This is a genomic window from Cupriavidus sp. IDO (assembly GCF_000812465.1).
In the GTDB taxonomy this organism is placed as follows: domain Bacteria; phylum Pseudomonadota; class Gammaproteobacteria; order Burkholderiales; family Burkholderiaceae; genus Cupriavidus.
The window spans coordinates 169,142-188,538 of the sequence record NZ_JWMA01000006.1 but is presented as its reverse complement, the minus strand read 5'-3'; the positions used below and the strand labels follow the sequence as shown (position 1 = coordinate 188,538).

The following is a 19,397-nucleotide window of genomic DNA, read 5'->3' as shown; positions in this document are numbered from 1 at the left end:
CGCTTTGCCTTGCAAGGACACCCGTTGGCCAAGACCAAGACTGTCTATACCTGTACCGAATGCGGCGGCACCACGCCGCGCTGGGCGGGCCAGTGCCCGCACTGCCAGCAGTGGAACACGCTGGTCGAGACCGTGGCCGAATCGGCTTCGAACAAGCGCTTCCAGCCGCTGGCGGCATCCGCCACGGTGCGCAAGCTTTCCGAGATCGATGCCGCCGACGTGCCGCGCTTTTCCAGCGGCATCGACGAATTCGACCGCGTGCTGGGCGGCGGGCTGGTATCGGGCGGGGTGGTGCTGATCGGCGGCGATCCGGGGATCGGCAAGTCCACGCTGCTGCTGCAGGCGCTGGCCAACCTGGCCGGGCAGCGGCGGGTGTTGTACGTGAGCGGCGAAGAGTCTGGGGCGCAGATTGCCTTGCGCGCGCAGCGGCTGGGCGTGGAGAGCCCGTCGCTCGGCCTGCTGGCCGAGATCCAGCTGGAAAAAATCCAGGCCACGCTCGAGGCGGAAAGGCCCGAGGTGGCCGTGATCGACTCCATCCAGACCCTGTACTCCGAGGCGCTGACCTCGGCGCCCGGCTCGGTGGCGCAGGTGCGCGAGTGCGCGGCGCAGCTGACGCGTATCGCCAAGAGCAGCGGCATCACCATCATCCTGGTCGGCCATGTGACCAAGGAAGGCAGCCTGGCCGGGCCGCGCGTGCTGGAGCACATCGTCGATACGGTGCTGTACTTCGAGGGGGACACACATTCCTCGCACCGCCTGATCCGCGCCTTCAAGAACCGTTTCGGCGCGGTGAATGAACTGGGCGTGTTCGCCATGACGGAGCGCGGCCTGCGCGGCATCAGCAACCCGTCGGCACTGTTCCTGTCGCAGCACGAGGAAACCGTGCCCGGCTCCTGCGTGCTGGTGACGCAGGAGGGCACCCGCCCGCTGCTGGTGGAAGTCCAGGCGCTGGTCGATACGGCGCACGTGCCGAATCCGCGCCGGCTGGCGGTGGGGCTGGAGCAGAACCGGCTGGCGCTGCTGCTGGCCGTGCTGCACCGGCATGCCGGCATCGCCTGCTTCGACCAGGATGTGTTCCTGAATGCGGTGGGTGGCGTCAAGATTACCGAGCCCGCGGCCGACCTGGCCGTGCTGCTGTCGATCCATTCGTCCATGCGCAACAAGCCCTTGCCGCGCGGCCTGGTGGTGTTCGGCGAAGTGGGCCTGGCCGGCGAGATCCGCCCCAGCCCGCGCGGGCAGGACCGGCTGAAAGAGGCGGCCAAGCTGGGCTTCACCATCGCCGTGATCCCCAAGGCCAACGCGCCCAAGCAGAAGATCGACGGGCTGGAAGTGATCGCGGTGGAACGCATCGAGCAGGCCATCGATCGCGTGCGGCATCTGGATTGATCCGGACATGCCCGCATTGATCGAGCTCGAAACCGATCGCCTGCGCCTGCGCCAGTGGCGCGAAAGCGATCTTGAGCCGTTCGCTGCGCTCAATGCCGATCCCGAGGTGATGCAGAACTTCCCGGCCACGCTGACGCGCGCGGAGAGCGATATCCTGGCGACCCGTTGTCGCGACCGCATCACAACGATCGGCTGGGGACTCTGGGTGGCGGAACGCAAGGCTGACGGCGCCTTCCTCGGGTTTGTCGGCCTGAACGAGCCGGCGGCCGCGCTGCCGTTCTCGCCATGCGTTGAAATTGGCTGGCGGCTGGCGCAGCACGCCTGGGGGCAGGGCTACGCCACCGAAGCCGCGCGCGGCGCCTTGCAGGTTGGCTTCGAGCGGCTAGGCCTCGACGAAATCGTCTCTTTCACCACCCTCGGCAACCGCCGCTCGCGCGCCGTGATGGAGCGGCTCGGCATGCAGGAGGACCCGGTAGGCTTCGAGCATCCCGGTGTGCCGGCGGGCCATCCGCTGCGGCCGCACTGCCTGTACCGGCTCTCGAAGGCGTGCTGGGAGAAAGGGATTTCGGGCTGACAGAACCCGCGACGCGGACCCTGCGTCATTTCGCCACAGGCACACTCGCTGCGGATCGATCCCTGCAGCCATTGGCGAAGCGCAAAATCGGTAATAATGCGCAGCAATGCTGGCGCCGGACCTGAAGGTGGCGCCGGCCGCCTCAATCCGAGTCAACCCATCGCCCATGCAAGCCAACTCTCGCGCCTATTTCCTGCTGATCGCCATCATTTCGTTTGCGCTGGTCGGCGTCGCGCTCTACCTGCAATACGAAAAGGGCTACCAGCCCTGTCCGCTCTGCGTGATGCAGCGCTTTGCATTTATCGGCATCGGTATCTTCTCGCTGCTGGCGGCGATCGCGCAGAACACGCGCACGCTGTGGCAGGGGCTGGGGATGCTGTCGGGCGTCGGCGGCATTGCCGTGGCGGTGTACCACGTGTCGCTGCTGCTGAATCCGAAGGCGAGCTGCGGGATCGATCCGCTGGAGAACTGGGTCAATGCCTTGCCCACGGCCAAGGTGCTGCCGCAGGTGTTCTATGCGGACGGGCTTTGTACGGCGCCGCTGCCGCCGGTGCTGGGTTTGTCCGTGCCGGCGTGGTCGCTGATCTGGCTGTTCATCCTGACGCTGACGCTGGCGGTGGGGCTGATTCGGCGGGAGAAGAATTTCCGCTAAGCGGTGAAGTCATAAACAAAAAACCGGCGCCGAGGCGCCGGTTTTTATTGGGGGCAATGCGTGGTGCCAGGGAGGGGACTCGAACCCCTCACGCAATCATCTCGATCTGCTCCTGCAGCTCCAGCCATTTCTCTTCCAGCTCGCCAAGCTCGCCGTTCACTTCGCCCTGCCGCTTGAGCATCTCCATCAGCTTCGCCTTGTTCGCCTCGGCATAGCTGGTTTCATCGGCCATGAAGCGGTCGATCTCGTCCTTGGCGCTTTGCAGAACCGCCATCCGCTTTTCGACCTTTTCCAGTTCCTTCGTCAAGGGCTTGCGCAGCGCTGACAGCCGCTGCCTCTCATCCGCCTCCGCACGGCGCTGGTCCTTGCGGTTGACCGCGCCATTGCCAGCGTCGCCGCCAGCCTCGGCCTGATGCGCTGCCGTCGCGGCATTGCGCTTGGCCGCTGCCTGCTGCAGCAGCCAGTCGCGGTAGTCGTCCAGGTCGCCGTCGAACGGCTTGATGGTGCCGTCGGCCACCAGCATGAACTGGTCGGACGTGGCGCGCAGCAGGTGCCGGTCGTGGGAGACCAGGATCAGCGTGCCTTCGAACTGCGCCAGCGCCATGGTCAGCGCCTCGCGGGTATCGAGGTCGAGGTGGTTGGTCGGTTCGTCGAGCAGCAGCAGGTTGGGCTTCTGCCAGACGATCAGCGACAGCGCGAGCCGCGCCTTTTCGCCGCCGGAAAAGGGCTCGATCGGCGAGGTCGCCATGTCGCCGCGGAAGTTGAAGCTGCCGAGGAAGTCGCGCAGTTCCTGCTCGCGCGTATCGGGCGCCAGCCGCGCCAGGTGTTGCAGGGGCGAGTCGTGGTCGCGCAGGGTTTCCAGCTGGTGCTGGGCGAAGTAGCCGATCTGCAGGCCCTTGCCGAGGCGCAGCGTGCCGGTGAGCGGATCCTGCGTGCCGGCCAGGGTCTTGACCAGCGTCGACTTGCCCTGGCCGTTGGCGCCCAGCAGGCCGATGCGCTGGCCGTTCTGGATCGACAGAGCCAGGTTGTGCAGGATGGTGACCGGCGGGTCGGCCTCGGCGTAGCCGCAGTCAACGCCTTCCAGCACCATCATCGGATTGGGCGCGGCGTCCGGCTCGCGGAATTCAAAGGCGAAACCGGCGGCGACGTGCACCGGCGCCAGCCGCTCCATCTTCTCCAGCGCCTTGACCCGGCTCTGCGCCTGGCGCGCCTTGGTGGCCTTGGCCTTGAAGCGTGTGATGAACGACTCCAGGTGCGCGATTTCCTTCTGCTGGCGCGAATAGGCGGCCTGCTGTTGCGCCATCTGCTGCAGGCGCATGGTCTCGAACAGCGTGTAGTTGCCGCCGTAGCGGCGCAACTGCTGGTTCTCGATGTGCACGGTGACGTTGCAGATCGCATCGAGGAATTCGCGGTCGTGCGAAATCATCACCAGCGTGCCGGCGTAGCGCGCCAGCCAGTCTTCCAGCCAGACGATGGCGTCCAGGTCCAGGTGGTTGGTCGGTTCGTCGAGCAGCAGCAGGTCCGACGGGCACATCAGCGCCTGCGCCAGGTTCAGGCGCATGCGCCAGCCGCCGGAGAACGACGACACCGGCTGCGATACCTGCGCCAGCGTGAAGCCCAGGCCCAGCAGCAGGGCTTCGGCGCGGGCCGGGGCGGTGTAGCCGTCGGCGTCGGCGAAAGCGGCGTGGGCTTCTCCTTCGGCGCTGCCGTCGCCGGTGCCCTGTGCGCGGGCGATGGCCGCTTCGATCTCGCGCAGCCGGGTGTCGCCGTCGATCACATACTCCACGGCGCTGCGCGCCACCGCCGGTGTTTCCTGCGCGACGTGCGCAATCCGCCACTGCGCAGGCACGGCCACATCGCCGCCGTCCGCGTGTAGCTCTCCGCGCAGCATGGCGAACAAGGTCGACTTGCCGCTCCCGTTGGCGCCGACAAGGCCGACGCGCTCGCCCGGGTTGATGGTCACGCTGGTGTGGTCGAACAGCACCTTGGTGCCGCGCTGGAGGACTAGCTGGTCGATTCGGATCACGGAGGGAACTTCGGGATGAAAGCGGAAAAAGCGGAGAACATGCAGGCAACTGTCAGAGTTGCGGCGCTGGCCGGCATTGTAGCGTTTCCGGGCTGTCCTTCCGCGGCGAATGCGCGCAACTGGGGCCCGCGTGCTGTTCGATTCCCTAGGGAATACCCTCGATCCGTAAAACTCTATTTTCTTTGGGGCGCGATTCCGTGTAAATTCATTTTCATCACGTGGCCGGGAATGAAAATTTCCAACCACCCCCAGACAACCCACTCTCCAGACACCTTGCCGACCGACGCCAGCATGCCGAATGGCTATTCGATCTCAGAACGCATCGCGCGCAGCCTGCCGACGCTGACGCCCGCGCATCAGCGCATGGCGGAATATGTGCTGGCGAACCTGTTCCGTGCCGCCACCATGCGTATCGACGAGTTCGCCGCTGCCGTGCAGGTGTCGGTGGCCACCGCCAACCGCTTTGCGCGTGCGCTGGGTTTCGACGGCTACCCGCAGTTCCGCGCCGAACTGGTGCGCGGCTTCGAGGCCACGCTGGCACCGGTTGAGCGGCTGCGCACGGAACTGGAGCGGCCCTCTACGGCAGCGGAGGTCTTTGCCGCCTCGCTGGAAGATGCAGCCGCCAACCTGGAGGCCACGCGCCGCGGGCTCGATGCGGAAACCTGTGAGCGCGCCGTCACCGCCATCCTGGCCGCGGACCGCATCTATGTCGCGGGCTTCGGCGCCAGCGGCTTCCTGGCGGGGCTGGTCCAGCACGGGCTGGAAATGCATTGCCGCACCGTCATGTCGGTGGCGGGCGCGGGCGGTGCCTCGCATGCCGCGCGGCAGCTGTTCAAGCTGCAGCCTGCCGACCTGGTGATCGCGATTGCCTTCCCGCGCTATGTGGCCGATACCGTGCTGCTGGCCAAGCGCGCCAAGGCGCACGGCGCGCGCCTGCTGGCGCTGACCGACGGGCCGACCTCGCCGCTGGCGCCGCTGGCCGATATCGCGCTGTACGCACAGGCAGCCAACCGCCTTTCGGCCAACTCCGATGCAACGGTGCTGGCGCTGATCGAGGCGCTTTGCGGTGCGGTCGCGCACCGGGCTGAACGTCCGGTGAAGGCCGCCGCCGAAATGACTGAATTCCTGCTGCCGTGGCTTTACGGCACCGAGGCGACCGGCACCGCCAGCGCGACGAACACCCAGCGCAGCGGCGAGCCGCGCGCGCCACAGGCCGCGGCCGATGCCGCCGGCGACAAAAACAAACGTGCCGCACGGCATTTCAAGGCGTAGCCACTCATGAATCAAGCAGTCATTGCCATCCACGGCGGGGCCGGCACCATCACCCGTGCCGCCATGGATTCCTCCCGCGAACGCGAATACATCGAAGCGCTGGAGCAGGTGCTGATAGCCGGCCAGCGCGTGCTGGCCGACGGCGGCAGCGCCATGGACGCGGTCACCGAAGCCGTGCGCCTGCTCGAAGAGTGCCCGCTCTTCAACGCCGGCAAGGGCGCCGTGCTGACGCACGAGGGCACCTACGAACTGGATGCTGCCGTGATGGATGGCGCCACGCTGAATGCCGGCGCCGTGGCCTGCGTCACGCGCCTGCGCAATCCGGTGCTGGCCGCACGCGCGGTGATGGACCACAGCGAGCACGTGCTGTTCGCAGGCGAGGGCGCCGAGGCCTTCGCCCTGTCGCAGGGGCTGGAACTGGTCTCCTCGGATTACTACTTCACCAAGGCGCGCCACGAGCAATGGGAGCGCGCACGGGCGGTCAAGGGCATGGCGCTGCTGGACCATGACGCGGCAGCGCTGGCGAACGGCGCGCTGGCCGGCCAGGCCGACCCCATCGACCCGGACAACAAGTTCGGCACGGTCGGCGCGGTGGCCTGCGACGCTCACGGCAACCTGGCGGCCGCCACGTCGACCGGCGGCGTCACCAACAAGCAGGTCGGGCGCGTCGGCGACACGCCGGTGATCGGCGCCGGTTGCTATGCCGACGATGTCGCGGCGATCTCCGCCACCGGCACCGGCGAGATGTTTATCCGCACCGTGGCCGCGCACGACGTGGCCGCGCAGATGCGCTACGCACGCGTGACGCTGGAAGAAGCCGCACGTCGCGTGGTGATGGAGAAACTCCCGGCCATCGGCGGCCGCGGCGGACTGATCGCGGTCGACCGCGCCGGCAATGTCACGCTGCCATTCAACACCGAAGGCATGTATCGCGGCCTTGCCCGCGTGGGCGAGCCGGTGATGGTGGCGATCTACGGCTGAGGCGCGGCTTCAGTCATCCAGGCAGGAATCACGCTTCAAGCATCAAGGGGTACCAGTGGCTGCATCCTCTTCTCAATCCAACCTCGTGCTGCCGCCGCAGCGCGTGGTATCGGTAGACGGGCTGACCGTGCGCTTTTCGACGTCGGAGCGTACCGTCGAGGCCGTGCGCAATTTGTCGTTCCACGTCGACCGTGGCGAAACGCTGGCGGTGGTGGGCGAATCCGGTTCGGGCAAGTCGGTGACCTCGCTGGCGCTGATGCGGCTGGTCGAGCATGGCGGCGGCAAGATCGCTTCGGGCAGCATGGCGCTGCGCCGGCGCGGCGGCGAGGTGATCGACCTCGCCCGCGCGAACAGCGCCACGCTGCGCAGCGTGCGCGGCTCGGACGTGGCGATGATTTTCCAGGAGCCGATGACCTCGCTCAACCCGGTGTTCCCGGTGGGCGAGCAGATTGCCGAGTCGATCCGCCTGCACCAGGGCAAGAGCCGCGCGGCGGCGCGCGCCGAGGCGCTGCGCATGCTGGAACTGGTGCGCATCCCCGAGGCGAAGCGCGTGCTGGACCGTTTCCCGCACCAGCTGTCCGGCGGCATGCGCCAGCGCGTGATGATTGCCATGGCGCTGTCTTGCAAGCCGGCTTTGCTGATCGCCGACGAGCCGACCACCGCGCTGGACGTGACCATCCAGGCCGAGATCCTGCAACTGATCCGCAACCTGCAGTCCGAAATGCACATGGGCGTGGTCTTCATCACGCACGACATGGGCGTGGTGGCCGAAGTGGCCGACCGCGTGCTGGTGATGTATCGCGGTGAGAAGGTGGAAGAGGGCACTTCGAACGATGTGTTCAAGGCCCCGGCCCATCCCTATACCCGCGCGCTGCTGTCGGCTGTGCCCAAGCTGGGCGCGATGGCCGGCACCGACCTGCCGGCCAAGTTCCCGCTGCTGCAGCTCGGCAGCGCCAATGCCGAGGCGGAAATCCCGCAGGACACCGTGACACCGGGCGTCCAGCCGATCCTGCGCGTCAGCGACCTGGTGACGCGCTTTGACGTGCCGGGCGGCCTGTTCGGCCGTGTCACGCGCCGCGTGCATGCGGTGGAGAAGGTCAGCTTCGATCTCTATCCGGGCGAGACGCTGGCGCTGGTGGGTGAGTCGGGCTGCGGCAAGTCCACCACCGGCCGCTCGCTGCTGCGCCTGGTCGACACCCAGAGCGGCACCATCGAGTTTGCCGGCCAGAACATCAGCCAGATGCACGGCCCGGCGCTGCAGAGCCTGCGCCGCAATATCCAGTTCATTTTCCAGGACCCGTTCGCTTCGCTCGACCCGCGTGTGCCGGTCGGCTACTCGATCATGGAGCCGCTGCTGGTGCACAAGGTGGCCAGCGGCAAGGAAGCCGAGCAGCGCGTGGCCTGGCTGCTGGAGAAGGTGGGCCTCACGCCCGCGCATGCGTCGCGCTACCCGCACGAGTTCTCGGGCGGCCAGCGCCAGCGCATATGCATTGCGCGCGCGCTGGCGCTCAACCCGAAGGTGGTGGTGGCGGACGAATCGGTCTCGGCGCTGGACGTTTCGATCCAGGCCCAGATCGTCAACCTGATGCTCGACCTGCAGCGCGAGCTGGGCGTGGCCTTCCTGTTCATCTCGCACGACATGGCGGTGGTTGAGCGCGTGAGCCACCGCGTGGCGGTGATGTATCTGGGCCAGATCGTCGAGATCGGCCCGCGCCGCGCGATCTTCGAGAACCCGCAGCACCCGTACACGAAGAAGCTGATGTCGGCGGTGCCGATCGCCGATCCGGCGCGGCGGCATCTGAAGCGCGAGCCGCTGAACGATGAAATCCCCAGCCCGATCCGCATGGTCGGCGACGAGCCGGTGGTGCAGCCGCTGGTGGCGGTCGCCGGCAGCGGCGCGAATGGTCATTTTGTTGCCCGGCACGCCGTTGGCGGCGCCTACTGAAGTTCTGGTCTATCCAAGGAGATTCGATAATGTCTGCACGTATGGTTTCGCCCGGGCTCGTCGCCGGCGCCTTTGCAGTAGGCGCACTGGGCACGCTGGTCTCGGCCCCCGCCTTCGCGGCCAAGGACGCCGTGATGGCGGTGTACTCCACCTTCACCACGCTGGACCCGTACGATGCGAACGACACGCTGTCGCAGGCCGCCAGCAAGTCCTTCTATCAGGGCCTGTTCGGCATGGACAAGGACATGAAGCTGGTCAACGTGCTGGCCGAAAGCTATGAAGTCAGCAAGGACGGCCTCACCTACACCTTCAAGCTGAAGAAGGGTGTCAAGTTCCACGACGGCACCACCTTCGACGCCGCCGCCGTCAAGGCCAACCTCGACCGCGTGACCAACCCGGCCAACAAGCTCAAGCGCTACACGCTGTTCAACCGCGTGGCCAGGACCGATGTGGTCGACGCCAATACCGTCAAGGTCACGCTGAAGGAGCCGTTCTCGCCGTTCATCAACGTGCTGGCCCACCCGTCGGCAGTGATGATTTCGCCGGCGGCGCTGCAGAAGTACGGCAAGGACATCGCCTTCCACCCGGTCGGCACCGGCCCGTTCGAGTTCGTGGAGTGGAAGCAGCCCGATCACCTGAAGGGCAAGAAGTTTGCAGGCTACTGGAAGACCGGCTATCCGAAGATCGACACGATCACCTGGAAGCCGGTGGTGGACAACAACACCCGCGCCGCCATCATGCAGACCGGCGAGGCGGACTTTGCCTTCAGCATTCCGTTCGAGCAAGCGGCCGTGCTGAAGAACAGCGCAAAGGTGGACCTGATCTCGGCGCCGTCGATCATCCAGCGCTACCTGAGCCTGAACACCACGGTCAAGCCGTTCAACGACCCGAAGGTGCGCCAGGCCATCAACTACGCGATCAACAAGGACGCACTGGCCAAGGTGGCCTTTGCCGGCTACGCGGTGCCGTCCGAGGGCGTGGTGCCGCCGGGCGTGGACTTCGCCGAGAAGCTGGGCCCGTGGCCGTATGACCCGGCCAAGGCGCGCGCGCTGCTGAAGGAAGCCGGCTATCCGAACGGCTTCGAGACCACGCTGTGGTCGGCCTACAACCACACCACCGCGCAGAAGGTGATCCAGTTCGTGCAGCAGCAGCTGCAGCAGGTGGGCATCAAGGCCCAGGTGCAGGCGCTTGAAGCCGGCCAGCGCGTGGAGAGGGTGGAAAGCGTGCCGAAGCCGGAAGAGGCCGGCGTGCGCATGTACTACGTGGGCTGGTCGTCGTCGACCGGTGAATCGGACTGGGCGCTGCGTCCGCTGCTGGCTTCGGAATCGATGCCGCCCAAGCTGCTGAACACCGCGTACTACAAGAACGACCAGGTCGATGCCGACATCGCCGGCGCCCTGCGCACGACGGACCGCGGCGAGAAGGCCAGGCTGTACAAGGACGCACAGGAGCGCATCTGGAAGGATGCACCGTGGGCCTTCCTGGTGACGGAGAAGGTGCTGTTTGCACGCAGCAAGCGCCTGGCCGGTGCGTATGTGATGCCGGATGGTTCGTTCAATTTTGACGAGATCGACATCAAGCAATAACTGCAGCAGTGCCTTGCGCAGCGTGGCAATGCGCTGCAGTAACGAGCAGTAAGCAGTAAGCCGTAGAAAGCCGCCTGCCCAGGTTTGCGGGGGCCAGGGCGGCGGCTGGCGGCCTCTTAATCTGGTGTGTGATGCTGAACTATTTCCTCAAACGATTCCTGGGCGTGATCCCCACATTGCTGATCGTGGCAGTGCTGGTGTTCCTGTTCGTCCACCTGCTGCCCGGCGACCCGGCGCGGCTGGCCGCCGGCCCCGAGGCCGACGCGGCCACGGTCGAGCTGGTGCGCAAGGACCTGGGCCTGGACCGGCCGATGCCCGAGCAGTTCGTGAACTTCTTCTCGAACGCGGTCCGTGGCGAGTTCGGCCATTCGCTGCGCACTAAGCGCCCGGTGAGCGAGGAGATCGGCGACCGCTTCATGCCGACGCTGCTGCTGACGCTGGCCTCGATGGTCTGGGCGGTGGTGTTCGGCATGGTGATCGGGGTTTGCTCGGCAGTGTGGCGCAACCGCTGGCCGGACCGGCTGGGCATGACGCTGGCCGTGTCGGGGATTTCGTTCCCGGCTTTTGCGCTGGGCATGCTGCTGATGGAAATTTTCTCGGTGCAGCTGGGCTGGCTGCCGTCGATCGGCGCCGACACCTGGAAGCACTACATCCTGCCTTCGCTCACGCTGGGCGCGGCGGTGGCGGCCGTGATGGCGCGCTTTACCCGTGCCTCGTTCGTGGAAGTGCTGCAGGAAGATTTTGTCCGCACCGCCCGTGCCAAGGGCGTGCATGAAACGGTGGTCGTGGCCAAGCACACGCTGCGCAACGCCATGATCCCGGTGGTCACCATGATGGGCCTGCAATTCGGCTTCCTGCTGGGCGGCTCGATCGTGGTCGAGAAGGTGTTCAACTGGCCGGGCCTAGGCCGGCTGCTGGTCGATGCGGTGGAAATGCGCGACTACCCTGTGATCCAGGCCGAAGTGCTGCTGTTCTCGCTCGAATTCATCCTGATCAACCTGGTGGTGGACATGCTGTACACCGTGATCAACCCCACCATCCGCTATAAGTGAGGCCGGCCATGACGCAGCTTTCCACGCCCGCCGCAGACGAAGCGGCACCCGCCACCGCCCCCGTGCCCGAGGCCGTGCGTACGCCCTGGAGCGAGTTCTGGCGCAAATTCCGCAAGCAGCACCTGGCGCTGGGGGCCGGCGTGTTCGTGCTGCTGCTGATCGTGGTGGCGGTCCTGTCGCCGCACCTGGTGCCGTACGACCCGGAAAACTTCTTCGACTACGACGCGCTCAACGCAGGGCCGTCGGCCGCGCACTGGATGGGCGTCGACTCGCTCGGGCGCGATATCTTCAGCCGCATCCTGGCCGGTACGCGGATCTCGCTGGCGGCGGGCTTCCTGTCGGTCATCATCGGCGCGGTGATCGGCACTGTGCTGGGCCTGCTGGCCGGCTACTACGAGGGCTGGTGGGACCGCATCGTGATGCGGATCTCCGACGTGCTGTTCGCCTTCCCGGGCATCCTGCTCGCGATCGGCATCGTGGCCATCCTCGGCAACGGCATGACCAACGTGATCTTCGCGGTCGCGATCTTCAGCATTCCGGCGTTTGCACGGCTGGTGCGCGGCAATACGCTGATGCTCAAGCGGCTGACCTATGTGGAAGCGGCGCGCAGCATCGGCGCCTCGGACTGGACCATCCTGATGCGGCATATCCTGCCGGGCACGGTGTCGTCCATCGTGGTGTACTTCTCGATGCGGATCGGCACCTCGATCATCACCGCCGCAAGCCTGTCGTTCCTCGGTCTTGGCGCGCAGCCGCCTACGCCGGAATGGGGCGCGATGCTCAACGAGGCGCGCGCCGACATGGTGACCGCGCCGCACGTGGCGATCTTCCCGAGCCTGGCGATTTTCCTGACCGTGCTGGCCTTCAACCTGCTGGGCGACGGGCTGCGCGACGCGCTCGATCCCAAGATCGACCGTCGCTGAGTTTGCGATGACGGACACCATGCGCGGAATGCCGGCCATCGGCACGCTGCCGGCCGGCGCGCTCGACAGCATTGCCGACGTGCCCGGCGTGACCGTCGGCCATTGCACGCTGGACGAGGCGGGCCTGCAGACCGGCGTGACCGTCGTCCGCCCGCACGCGGGCAATCCCTACATCGACAAGGTGCCGGCTGCCGCCACCGTGATTAACGGATTCGGCAAGAGCGTGGGGCTGGTGCAGGTCGAAGAGCTTGGCGTTCTCGAAACGCCCGTTGCTCTGACCAATACTTTCTCCGTCGGCGCGGTGGCGCAGGCTCAGATTCGCGAGGCCATCACGGCCAATCCGGAAGTCGGGCGCTCGCTGCCTACCGTGAATCCGCTGGTGTTCGAGTGCAACGACGGCTATCTCAACGATATCCAGGCGATGGTCGTCAACGGCCGCCACTACGCAACGGCTTGTGCGTCGGCGGATACGGAGTTTGAACAGGGCGCGGTCGGGGCAGGGCGCGGCATGTCGTCGTTCGGTGTGAAGGGTGGCATCGGCTCTGCGTCACGAATGGCCGGCGGCTACTGCGTCGGCGCACTGGTGCTGGCCAATTTCGGCACGCCGGAGTCGCTGACCATCGCGGGCCGCGCGGTTGGCGCGATGCTGGCGGAGCGGCTTGCGCAGCAGGCGGCCGGGCCGGAGAAGGGCTCGATCATCATGATCGTGGCCACGAATGCGCCGCTGGACGCGCGCCAGCTGCGGCGCCTGTCGCTGCGTGCCGGTGCGGGGCTGGCGCGCACCGGCTCCGTGTTCGGGCATGGCTCCGGCGACATCGCGCTGGCATTCTCCACCGCCTATACGGTGCCGCAGCACGCGGACATGCCGATGCCTGCGGTGGCCATGGTCCACGAGAGCCGGCTCGATCCGCTGTTCAGGGCCGCTGCCGACAGCGTCGAGCAGGCCATCCTGCGCGCGCTGTGGTGCGCCCAAACCGTACAGGGACGCGATGGCCATAGCCGGCGCGCCTTGCTGGACCTGATGCCGGAACTGGCAGCGTCTTCATCATGAAAATCCTGATCTCGACTGACATCGAAGGCATTGCCGGCGTTTTCCACGCTGAACAGACACGGGCCGGCAACGGCGAGTACGAGCGCGCGCGCGCATGGATGACTGCCGAAGCCAATGCCGCCGTGCAGGGCGCCTTTGCCGGCGGCGCCACACAGGTGCTGGTCAATGACTCGCACGGCGGCTTCCGCAACCTGCTGCCTGACCAGCTCGACCCGCGCGCCCGGGTCGTGCTGGGCAAGCCTCGCTACCTCGGCATGATGGCCGGGGTGGAGACGGGCTGCGACGGCGTATTCATGATCGGCTACCACGGCCGCGCGCAGAGCCGCGGCGTGCTGGCGCACACCATCAACAGCAGCGCATTTGCCCGGGTCTGGCTGAACGGCCAGGAACTGGGCGAAGCCGGCCTGTACGCGGCGCTGGCGGGAGAGTTCGGCGTGCCGGTCCTGCTGGCCAGCGGCGACGATGTCTTCGTGCAGGAGACGCAGGCGCTGATGCCGTGGGTGCGCTATGTCGAGACCAAGTCCGCGGCCGGCTTCGGCAGCGGTACGACGCTTTCGCCGGCCGCGGCGCGCGAAGCCATTGCCGCGGCAGCCGAAACCGCGGTGCGCGAGCGTGCCCGGGCCAGTTGCCTGCAGATCGCGGCCCCGGTGACCTGCCGGCTGCAGACGCAGACTTCCGCCCACGCAGACCTGTTCTGCCAGTGGCCGGCGCTCGATCGCATCGACGGCGTCACGCTGTCTTTTGGTGCCGATTCGGTCCAGTCCGCAGTGCGCATGCTGAACTGCCTGTCGGCCATGTCGTTCATGCTGAAGTAGCCGTTTCAGCCGCGCATGGCCGGGGATCGGCGACAATAGCGGTTTGCGGCGCGGGCCGTGCAGCGCCTCCGCCGTCTTCTCCAGGCAATACCGCAGACTCATGACCCAGGCACAGGACGGGGGCTGGATTCCCGTACGCAAGGATTTCGTCGATCTCGACACGCGTTGCCACGCGCGCGGCAACAGCAGGCGGCATCACGGCTTCCCCACCGGCCAGGCCTACATCCTGCGAGACCCTGCCGGCCACGAATATCCTTTCGGCGAAGACTGCGCCCGCGCTGCAGTGCTGCATGCGGGGCTGCTTGCGCAAGTGCCGGACTACACCGAGCGCGATGTCGTCAGCCGGTTGGCCGAGCCAGGCAATCTGCCGCCACCGGCCCGCGCCCGCCGGCCTACGGCCGCGCAGGCCGAGGCCGCGCAGCGCGCCGCCGCCATCCGCTACCTCGTGCTCCGCATGGAAAAGGCCGCCGCGGTGCCGCGCGTGCAACCCACCGTGCGCTTTGCGCCGCTTGAGGCAGTTTACGAGCAGTACCAGCGCACGGGCGAGATCACGACGGCGCAGGTCCGCCGCATCCTGGCGATCGAGCGCAGCCCCACCACGCCACCGCGCTTGCGGGCCACCAACCTGCTGGACGTCTATACCGCGCACATCAAGCTGGAACGCCTGATTGCGGCTTCGAACAGCGTCGACAACATCCGTTTCCTGCGCAGCCTGCACGATTGGCTGGCGCGTCACCTGGTGCTGTCCACCGCGCAGCTCGCCGCGGCCGGGATTGAAATGCATCCGCAGGCATTCGGTTCCCCGGGCGTGTGGGGGCCGGAAGACGCGGCGCCTGCCGGCAGTACCGGATCGCTGTTCTAGCGCCCCGCGCCCGCTGGCAAGCCGGCCGGAATTGGCGTCTAATGCCTGCATTGCCATTCGCGACGGTGCGCCGCCATGAGTCAGTTCTCGCGCAGTTATGCCGAAGCCCGCCAGAAGTTCCTGACCGCCGCGCGCGGCGCGGGGGCGACGCTGGCGGAGTTCCCCCATCCCACCAAGCGCGGCAGCGCGGGCGAAGACCTGGCGATGGACGTGGCCTGGACCGGCGCGGCCGATGCCCGCCATTGCCTGATGATCACCTCCGGCACGCACGGCGCGGAGGGTTTCTGCGGCGCGGGCGCGCAGGTCGCCATACTGGAAGACGCCTCGCTGCTGGCCGACTGCGAGGCCACCGGTATCAGCCTGCTGCTGGTCCACGCGATCAATCCCTATGGCTTTTCGCACCTGCGGCGGGTCAACGAGGACAACGTTGACCTGAACCGCAACTTCATGGATTTCACGCAGCCGCTGCCGTACAACACGCCGTATGCGGAGGTCTCGCCGCTGCTGCTGCCGCCTCAATGGCCGCCGTCCGATGTCGACCAGGCGCAGCTGATGAAAATGGTCGCCGAGCGCGGCATGCAGTGGTACCAGGCCGCGGTGAGTGGCGGCCAGTACCAGGAGCCGGACGGCATGTTCTTCGGCGGCGACAAGGCTACCTGGAGCAACTACACGCTGCGGCGGGTACTGGCGCGCTTCGGCGCCGGCCGCCAAACGCTGCGCTGGATCGACATCCACACCGGGCTCGGGCCCTGGGGCTATGGCGAATCGATCTACATGGGTCCGGACGAGACCGGGCAGGTCGCCCGCACGCGCAAGATCTGGGGTAGCGACGTCACCTCGATCTATGACGGCTCATCGACTTCGGCCAACCTGACCGGCCTGGCCTGGCTGGCGGTACCGGAAACGCTGCCCTCCGTCGACTATGCCGGCATCGCCCTGGAATTTGGCACGCTGCCGGTGAGCGAAGTCCTCGATGCCCTGCGCGGCGACCACTGGCTGCATCGCCATCCCGAGGCCGACGAGAACCAGCGCACGCTGATCAAGCAGGCCATGTGGAAGGCTTTCTACGGCGATACCGACGACTGGCGCGAAGGCGTGGTGGCGCAGGTTACGGATGCCGTGCGCAAGGTGCTGGCTGAAAAGTAAGCGGCGTCGTCAGGCGATGGGGGCAATCCCCATCGCCAGTCAGATCTCCATTTCCTCGCACCATTTCACCACCGCATCCCGGAAATCCTGGCAGATGGGCGACAGGTATCCGCTCGCCCGCCAGAACATGGCCAGCTCATGCTGCCATGACATGCCGGGGCCTTCGATGGCCGCCAGTCCCTGTCCTTCAGCCTGTTTCAGGATGCGGGGCGGCATGATGCCAAGCAGGTCGGACTGGCGCAGCAGTTCGCCGAACGCGATCGGCGATGCCGTGCTTTCAACGGCCACGCGGGGTGGCGGCAGGCCGATCGAGGTAAAGCGCTCTTCCAGCCATTGCCGCAGGTAGAGCGAGCTGGCGGGCACGGCCCAGCGCTCTTCGCTCAGGTCGGCCAGCGTGTGGAAGGCCGCGCGGCGCGGATGCCCGGTGCGGGCGACGATCTGCATGGTCAGCGGGCCCAGCGGCAGGCCGCAGACATCCTCGGGCACGCTGGTGGGGCGGGCCGCGAGGATCAGGTCGACATTGCCGCTTTGCAGGACCGCCATCAGCCGCGCGCTCAGGTGCGTGTCAATCGAGAAAACGGCCAGCGGCCGGCTGATGAAGAAGCGGGCCAGCAGTGGCGAGAGCAATGAAGGCACCAGGTACGGAATCGCTCCCAGGCGCACCGAGCCGGTCCGCGCCAGGCGCTGCTCGGCCAGCTCGTTGCGCATGTCGCTGGCGGCCAGCGAGATCCGGCGCGCGTGGGCGAGCAGGGTGCGGCCCACGCTGGTCGGCACCAGCCCGCGGGGGGTGCGCTCGAACAGCGGCATGCCGGCTTCGCCTTCCAGCCGTGCCAGCGTCTTGGACAAGCCGGACTGGGTCATGCCCAGGGTGTCGGCGGCGCGGTGCAGATTGCCGTGCTCGCTGACAACCAGGAAGGCTTCAAGATCCTCGAATCGCATGGCGCCCGCGTTGTCGCGCAAGAGTGGGGTCGGCGCATTGTAAAGCCTGTGTTGCGTCCGGCCGCCATTCCCGGCAGGACTTGCGTCGGTCCGCGCAGGAATCGCGCGGTGCGGGGCACTGGCCTAGACTGCGGGCAAGGCATCTCTCGGACACAGCAGGGAGCCGCACACAGGAGACAAACCGAATGTTCATCAGAGCCGCTGTGCTTGGTGTGGTGCTGGCCGCCGCTGTGGCGAATGGTGCCGCCGCCGAGGCCGAAGCCTATCCCTCGCGCCCCCTGACCATCGTGGTACCGTCGGTGGCCGGGAATGTGAACGACGCCGTGGCGCGGCTGATCGGCCAGGAGCTGACGAAAACCTGGGGGCAGCCGGTCATCGTCGACAACAAGCCCGGCGCCGGCACCACCACGGGCACCAAATACGTGGCCCGGGCCGCGAAGGACGGCTATACCGCGCTGCTGACCTTCACCGCGCACGTGCAGAACCCCTCGCTGTACCAGCGCATCGGCTATGACCCGATCGCGGATTTCACGCCGGTCAGCGAGGTGGCGATCTCGTCCACCATCCTGGCGGTGTCGCCGGACTTCCCGGCGCGCACGCTGCCCGAGGTGGTGGCGCTGCTCAAGGCCAATCCGGGCAAATATCCGTACGGCTCCTACGGGGCCGGCACCACCGGGCATATCCTGGGCGAGCTGTTCAGGCGCGAGGCGGGGTTGCAGATGGACCACGTCGCCTACAAGGGTGGTGCGCCGCTGGCGACGGACCTGGCAGCGGGCCATGTCAAGCTGGGCTTCATTGCCGTGGGCACCGCCATGCCGCTGCTGCAGGGCGGCAAGCTGGTGCCGGTAGCCATTGCCGGCACCGAGCGCTCGGCGCTGCTGCCAAAGGTGCCGACCTTCCGCGAAGCGGGCTACAAGGGCTTCGAGCCCGATGCCTGGATGGGCTTGCTGTTTCCCGCGGGCGTGCCGAAGGCCAGGGTCGAGGCGCTGTCGCGCGAGGTCGCGCGCATCGTGCGCCTGCCGGAAGTCGCAAAGAAGATGCAGGACCTGAACCTGGTGCCGGTGGGCGGCACGCCGGAGGCCTTTGACACGGTGATGAAGAGCGACCGCGACAAATGGAGCCGCATCATCAACGATGTCGGCATCACGCTCGAATGACAGGATCGGCGATGCAAGAGAACGACTACCTGGGACTGGTCTGCTCACGCTGGTGCCACTGGAGCGAGCTGGCGCTGCAACGGATCCCGCGCCAGCCGCTCGCGCCGGGTCAGGTGCGCATCCGCGTGCGGCATGCCGGCGTGGGCTTTGCGCTGAGCCTGTTTGTCTCCGGCAAATACCAGCGCAAACCGCCGCTGCCATTTACGCCGGGCACGGAGGCCGCGGGCGAGATCATCGAGGTTGCGCCAGACGTGACCCGGCTGCGTCCGGGCCAGCGCGTAACGGCGGCGCTCGACTGGGGCGGCTTTGCCGAGGAAGTGGTCACGACGGCGGATACGGTCTACCCCGTGCCCGACACGCTCGATCTGGCGCACGCGGCGGCGCTGCCGGTCACCTGCGGCACTGTATGGGCCGCGCTGGACTGGCGCGCGGCGCTGCGGCCCGGCGAGACCATGCTGGTGCACGGTGCGAGCGGCGCGCTGGGCACGGCGGCGGTGCAGATCGGGCGGCTGATGGGGGCGCGCGTAATCGCTACGGCAAGCACCGAGGCCAAGCGCGAGGCTGCCTTGCGCAACGGCGCCACGCATGCGCTGCCGCCCGACCCGGAGACGCTGGCGGCGGCAGTCAAGGCACTGTGTCCCGCCGGGGGCGTCGATATCGTGTTCGATCCGGTTGGTGGAGATCTGTTCGATGCTTCGCTGCGTTGCGCTGCCCCCGGCGCGCGGCTGCTGTCGATCGGCTACGCCAGCGGGCGCATCCCGCAAGTGCCGGCGAACCTGCTGCTGGTGAAGAACCTGACGCTGATCGGTTTCAACTACGGCTACTACATCGGCTGGGGCCTGACCGACGAGCGCCGCCGCTTTGCGCCGCAGGTGCAGGAGATGGTTGGCAGGATCCTCAACGCCGTCGACAAGGGCGAGCTGCCGCCGCCAGTGCTTCAGCGATTCCGCCTTCAGGACTGGTACGAGGCAGTCGAGACCACGATGTCGCGCCGCGCCATCGGCAAGGTCATGCTGGACCTCTAGGAAAC

17 protein-coding genes are annotated in these 19,397 nt (G+C 67.1%); 15 read left to right on the top strand and 2 right to left on the bottom strand.

Going from position 1 to position 19,397, the window contains the following annotated elements; translation table 11 throughout:
* Positions 1–24: 24 nt before the first annotated feature.
* The 3 genes from radA to RM96_RS02645 all read left to right on the top strand — a co-directional run bounded on the left by radA (position 25) and on the right by RM96_RS02645 (position 2,612).
* Positions 25–1,386: a DNA repair protein RadA gene (radA, locus tag RM96_RS02655; protein WP_039007321.1), complete on the top strand. Its 1,362-nt coding sequence runs from the start codon at positions 25–27 to the stop codon at positions 1,384–1,386.
* Positions 1,387–1,393: 7 nt separating this feature from the next.
* Positions 1,394–1,960, top strand: coding sequence for a GNAT family N-acetyltransferase (locus RM96_RS02650; RefSeq protein WP_039007319.1), 567 nt, complete (start codon positions 1,394–1,396; stop codon positions 1,958–1,960).
* Positions 1,961–2,126: 166 nt separating this feature from the next.
* Positions 2,127–2,612 (top strand): disulfide bond formation protein B, encoded by a 486-nt coding sequence (locus RM96_RS02645; protein WP_039007428.1) that lies wholly within the window; start codon positions 2,127–2,129, stop codon positions 2,610–2,612.
* Between the two features lie 88 nt (positions 2,613–2,700).
* Here the strand turns inward: RM96_RS02645 and RM96_RS02640 are convergent, their stop codons facing one another.
* Positions 2,701–4,638 (bottom strand): ATP-binding cassette domain-containing protein, encoded by a 1,938-nt coding sequence (locus RM96_RS02640; RefSeq protein ID WP_039007317.1) that lies wholly within the window; start codon positions 4,636–4,638, stop codon positions 2,701–2,703.
* A 291-nt stretch (positions 4,639–4,929) separates the two neighbouring features.
* Here RM96_RS02640 and RM96_RS02635 point away from each other — a divergent pair, with 291 nt between their 5' ends.
* From RM96_RS02635 to RM96_RS02590, 10 genes are all read left to right on the top strand, one after another.
* Positions 4,930–5,910, top strand: a complete 981-nt coding sequence (locus RM96_RS02635) for a MurR/RpiR family transcriptional regulator (protein WP_039007426.1) — start codon at positions 4,930–4,932, stop codon at positions 5,908–5,910.
* A 6-nt stretch (positions 5,911–5,916) separates the two neighbouring features.
* The gene (locus tag RM96_RS02630) at positions 5,917–6,891 is read left to right on the top strand and encodes an isoaspartyl peptidase/L-asparaginase family protein (RefSeq protein WP_039007316.1); all 975 of its coding nucleotides are present in this window, start codon (positions 5,917–5,919) and stop codon (positions 6,889–6,891) included.
* Positions 6,892–6,946: 55 nt separating this feature from the next.
* Positions 6,947–8,836 (top strand): dipeptide ABC transporter ATP-binding protein, encoded by a 1,890-nt coding sequence (locus tag RM96_RS02625; RefSeq protein ID WP_039007313.1) that lies wholly within the window; start codon positions 6,947–6,949, stop codon positions 8,834–8,836.
* 29 nt (positions 8,837–8,865) lie between these two features.
* A complete protein-coding gene (gsiB, locus tag RM96_RS02620; protein WP_039007311.1) occupies positions 8,866–10,422 on the top strand; it encodes a glutathione ABC transporter substrate-binding protein GsiB in 1,557 nt (518 codons plus the stop codon).
* Between the two features lie 131 nt (positions 10,423–10,553).
* Positions 10,554–11,474: a glutathione ABC transporter permease GsiC gene (gene gsiC / locus RM96_RS02615; RefSeq protein WP_039007309.1), complete on the top strand. Its 921-nt coding sequence runs from the start codon at positions 10,554–10,556 to the stop codon at positions 11,472–11,474.
* An 8-nt stretch (positions 11,475–11,482) separates the two neighbouring features.
* Complete coding sequence (gsiD, locus tag RM96_RS02610) at positions 11,483–12,397, top strand: glutathione ABC transporter permease GsiD (protein ID WP_039007307.1); 915 nt, start codon at positions 11,483–11,485, stop codon at positions 12,395–12,397.
* Positions 12,398–12,404: 7 nt separating this feature from the next.
* On the top strand, positions 12,405–13,448 hold the full coding sequence (locus tag RM96_RS02605) for a DmpA family aminopeptidase (RefSeq protein WP_039007305.1): 1,044 nt from the start codon (positions 12,405–12,407) through the stop codon (positions 13,446–13,448).
* Positions 13,445–14,263, top strand: a complete 819-nt coding sequence (locus RM96_RS02600; protein ID WP_039007303.1) for a M55 family metallopeptidase — start codon at positions 13,445–13,447, stop codon at positions 14,261–14,263. Before RM96_RS02605 ends, RM96_RS02600 begins: the two co-directional genes overlap by 4 nt.
* 100 nt (positions 14,264–14,363) lie before the next feature.
* Positions 14,364–15,125 (top strand): hypothetical protein, encoded by a 762-nt coding sequence (locus RM96_RS02595; protein ID WP_039007301.1) that lies wholly within the window; start codon positions 14,364–14,366, stop codon positions 15,123–15,125.
* 75 nt (positions 15,126–15,200) lie between these two features.
* On the top strand, positions 15,201–16,271 hold the full coding sequence (locus RM96_RS02590) for a M14 family metallopeptidase (protein ID WP_039007299.1): 1,071 nt from the start codon (positions 15,201–15,203) through the stop codon (positions 16,269–16,271).
* 39 nt (positions 16,272–16,310) lie between these two features.
* Here RM96_RS02590 and RM96_RS02585 read toward each other — a convergent pair whose 3' ends face one another.
* Positions 16,311–17,210: a LysR family transcriptional regulator gene (locus RM96_RS02585; RefSeq protein WP_039007424.1), complete on the bottom strand. Its 900-nt coding sequence runs from the start codon at positions 17,208–17,210 to the stop codon at positions 16,311–16,313.
* 185 nt (positions 17,211–17,395) lie between these two features.
* Here RM96_RS02585 and RM96_RS02580 point away from each other — a divergent pair, with 185 nt between their 5' ends.
* Both RM96_RS02580 and RM96_RS02575 read left to right on the top strand, forming a co-directional pair.
* Positions 17,396–18,367, top strand: coding sequence for a tripartite tricarboxylate transporter substrate binding protein (locus RM96_RS02580; RefSeq protein WP_039007298.1), 972 nt, complete (start codon positions 17,396–17,398; stop codon positions 18,365–18,367).
* An 11-nt stretch (positions 18,368–18,378) separates the two neighbouring features.
* Positions 18,379–19,392, top strand: a complete 1,014-nt coding sequence (locus RM96_RS02575) for an NADPH:quinone oxidoreductase family protein (RefSeq protein ID WP_039007422.1) — start codon at positions 18,379–18,381, stop codon at positions 19,390–19,392.
* Positions 19,393–19,397 lie beyond the last annotated feature (5 nt).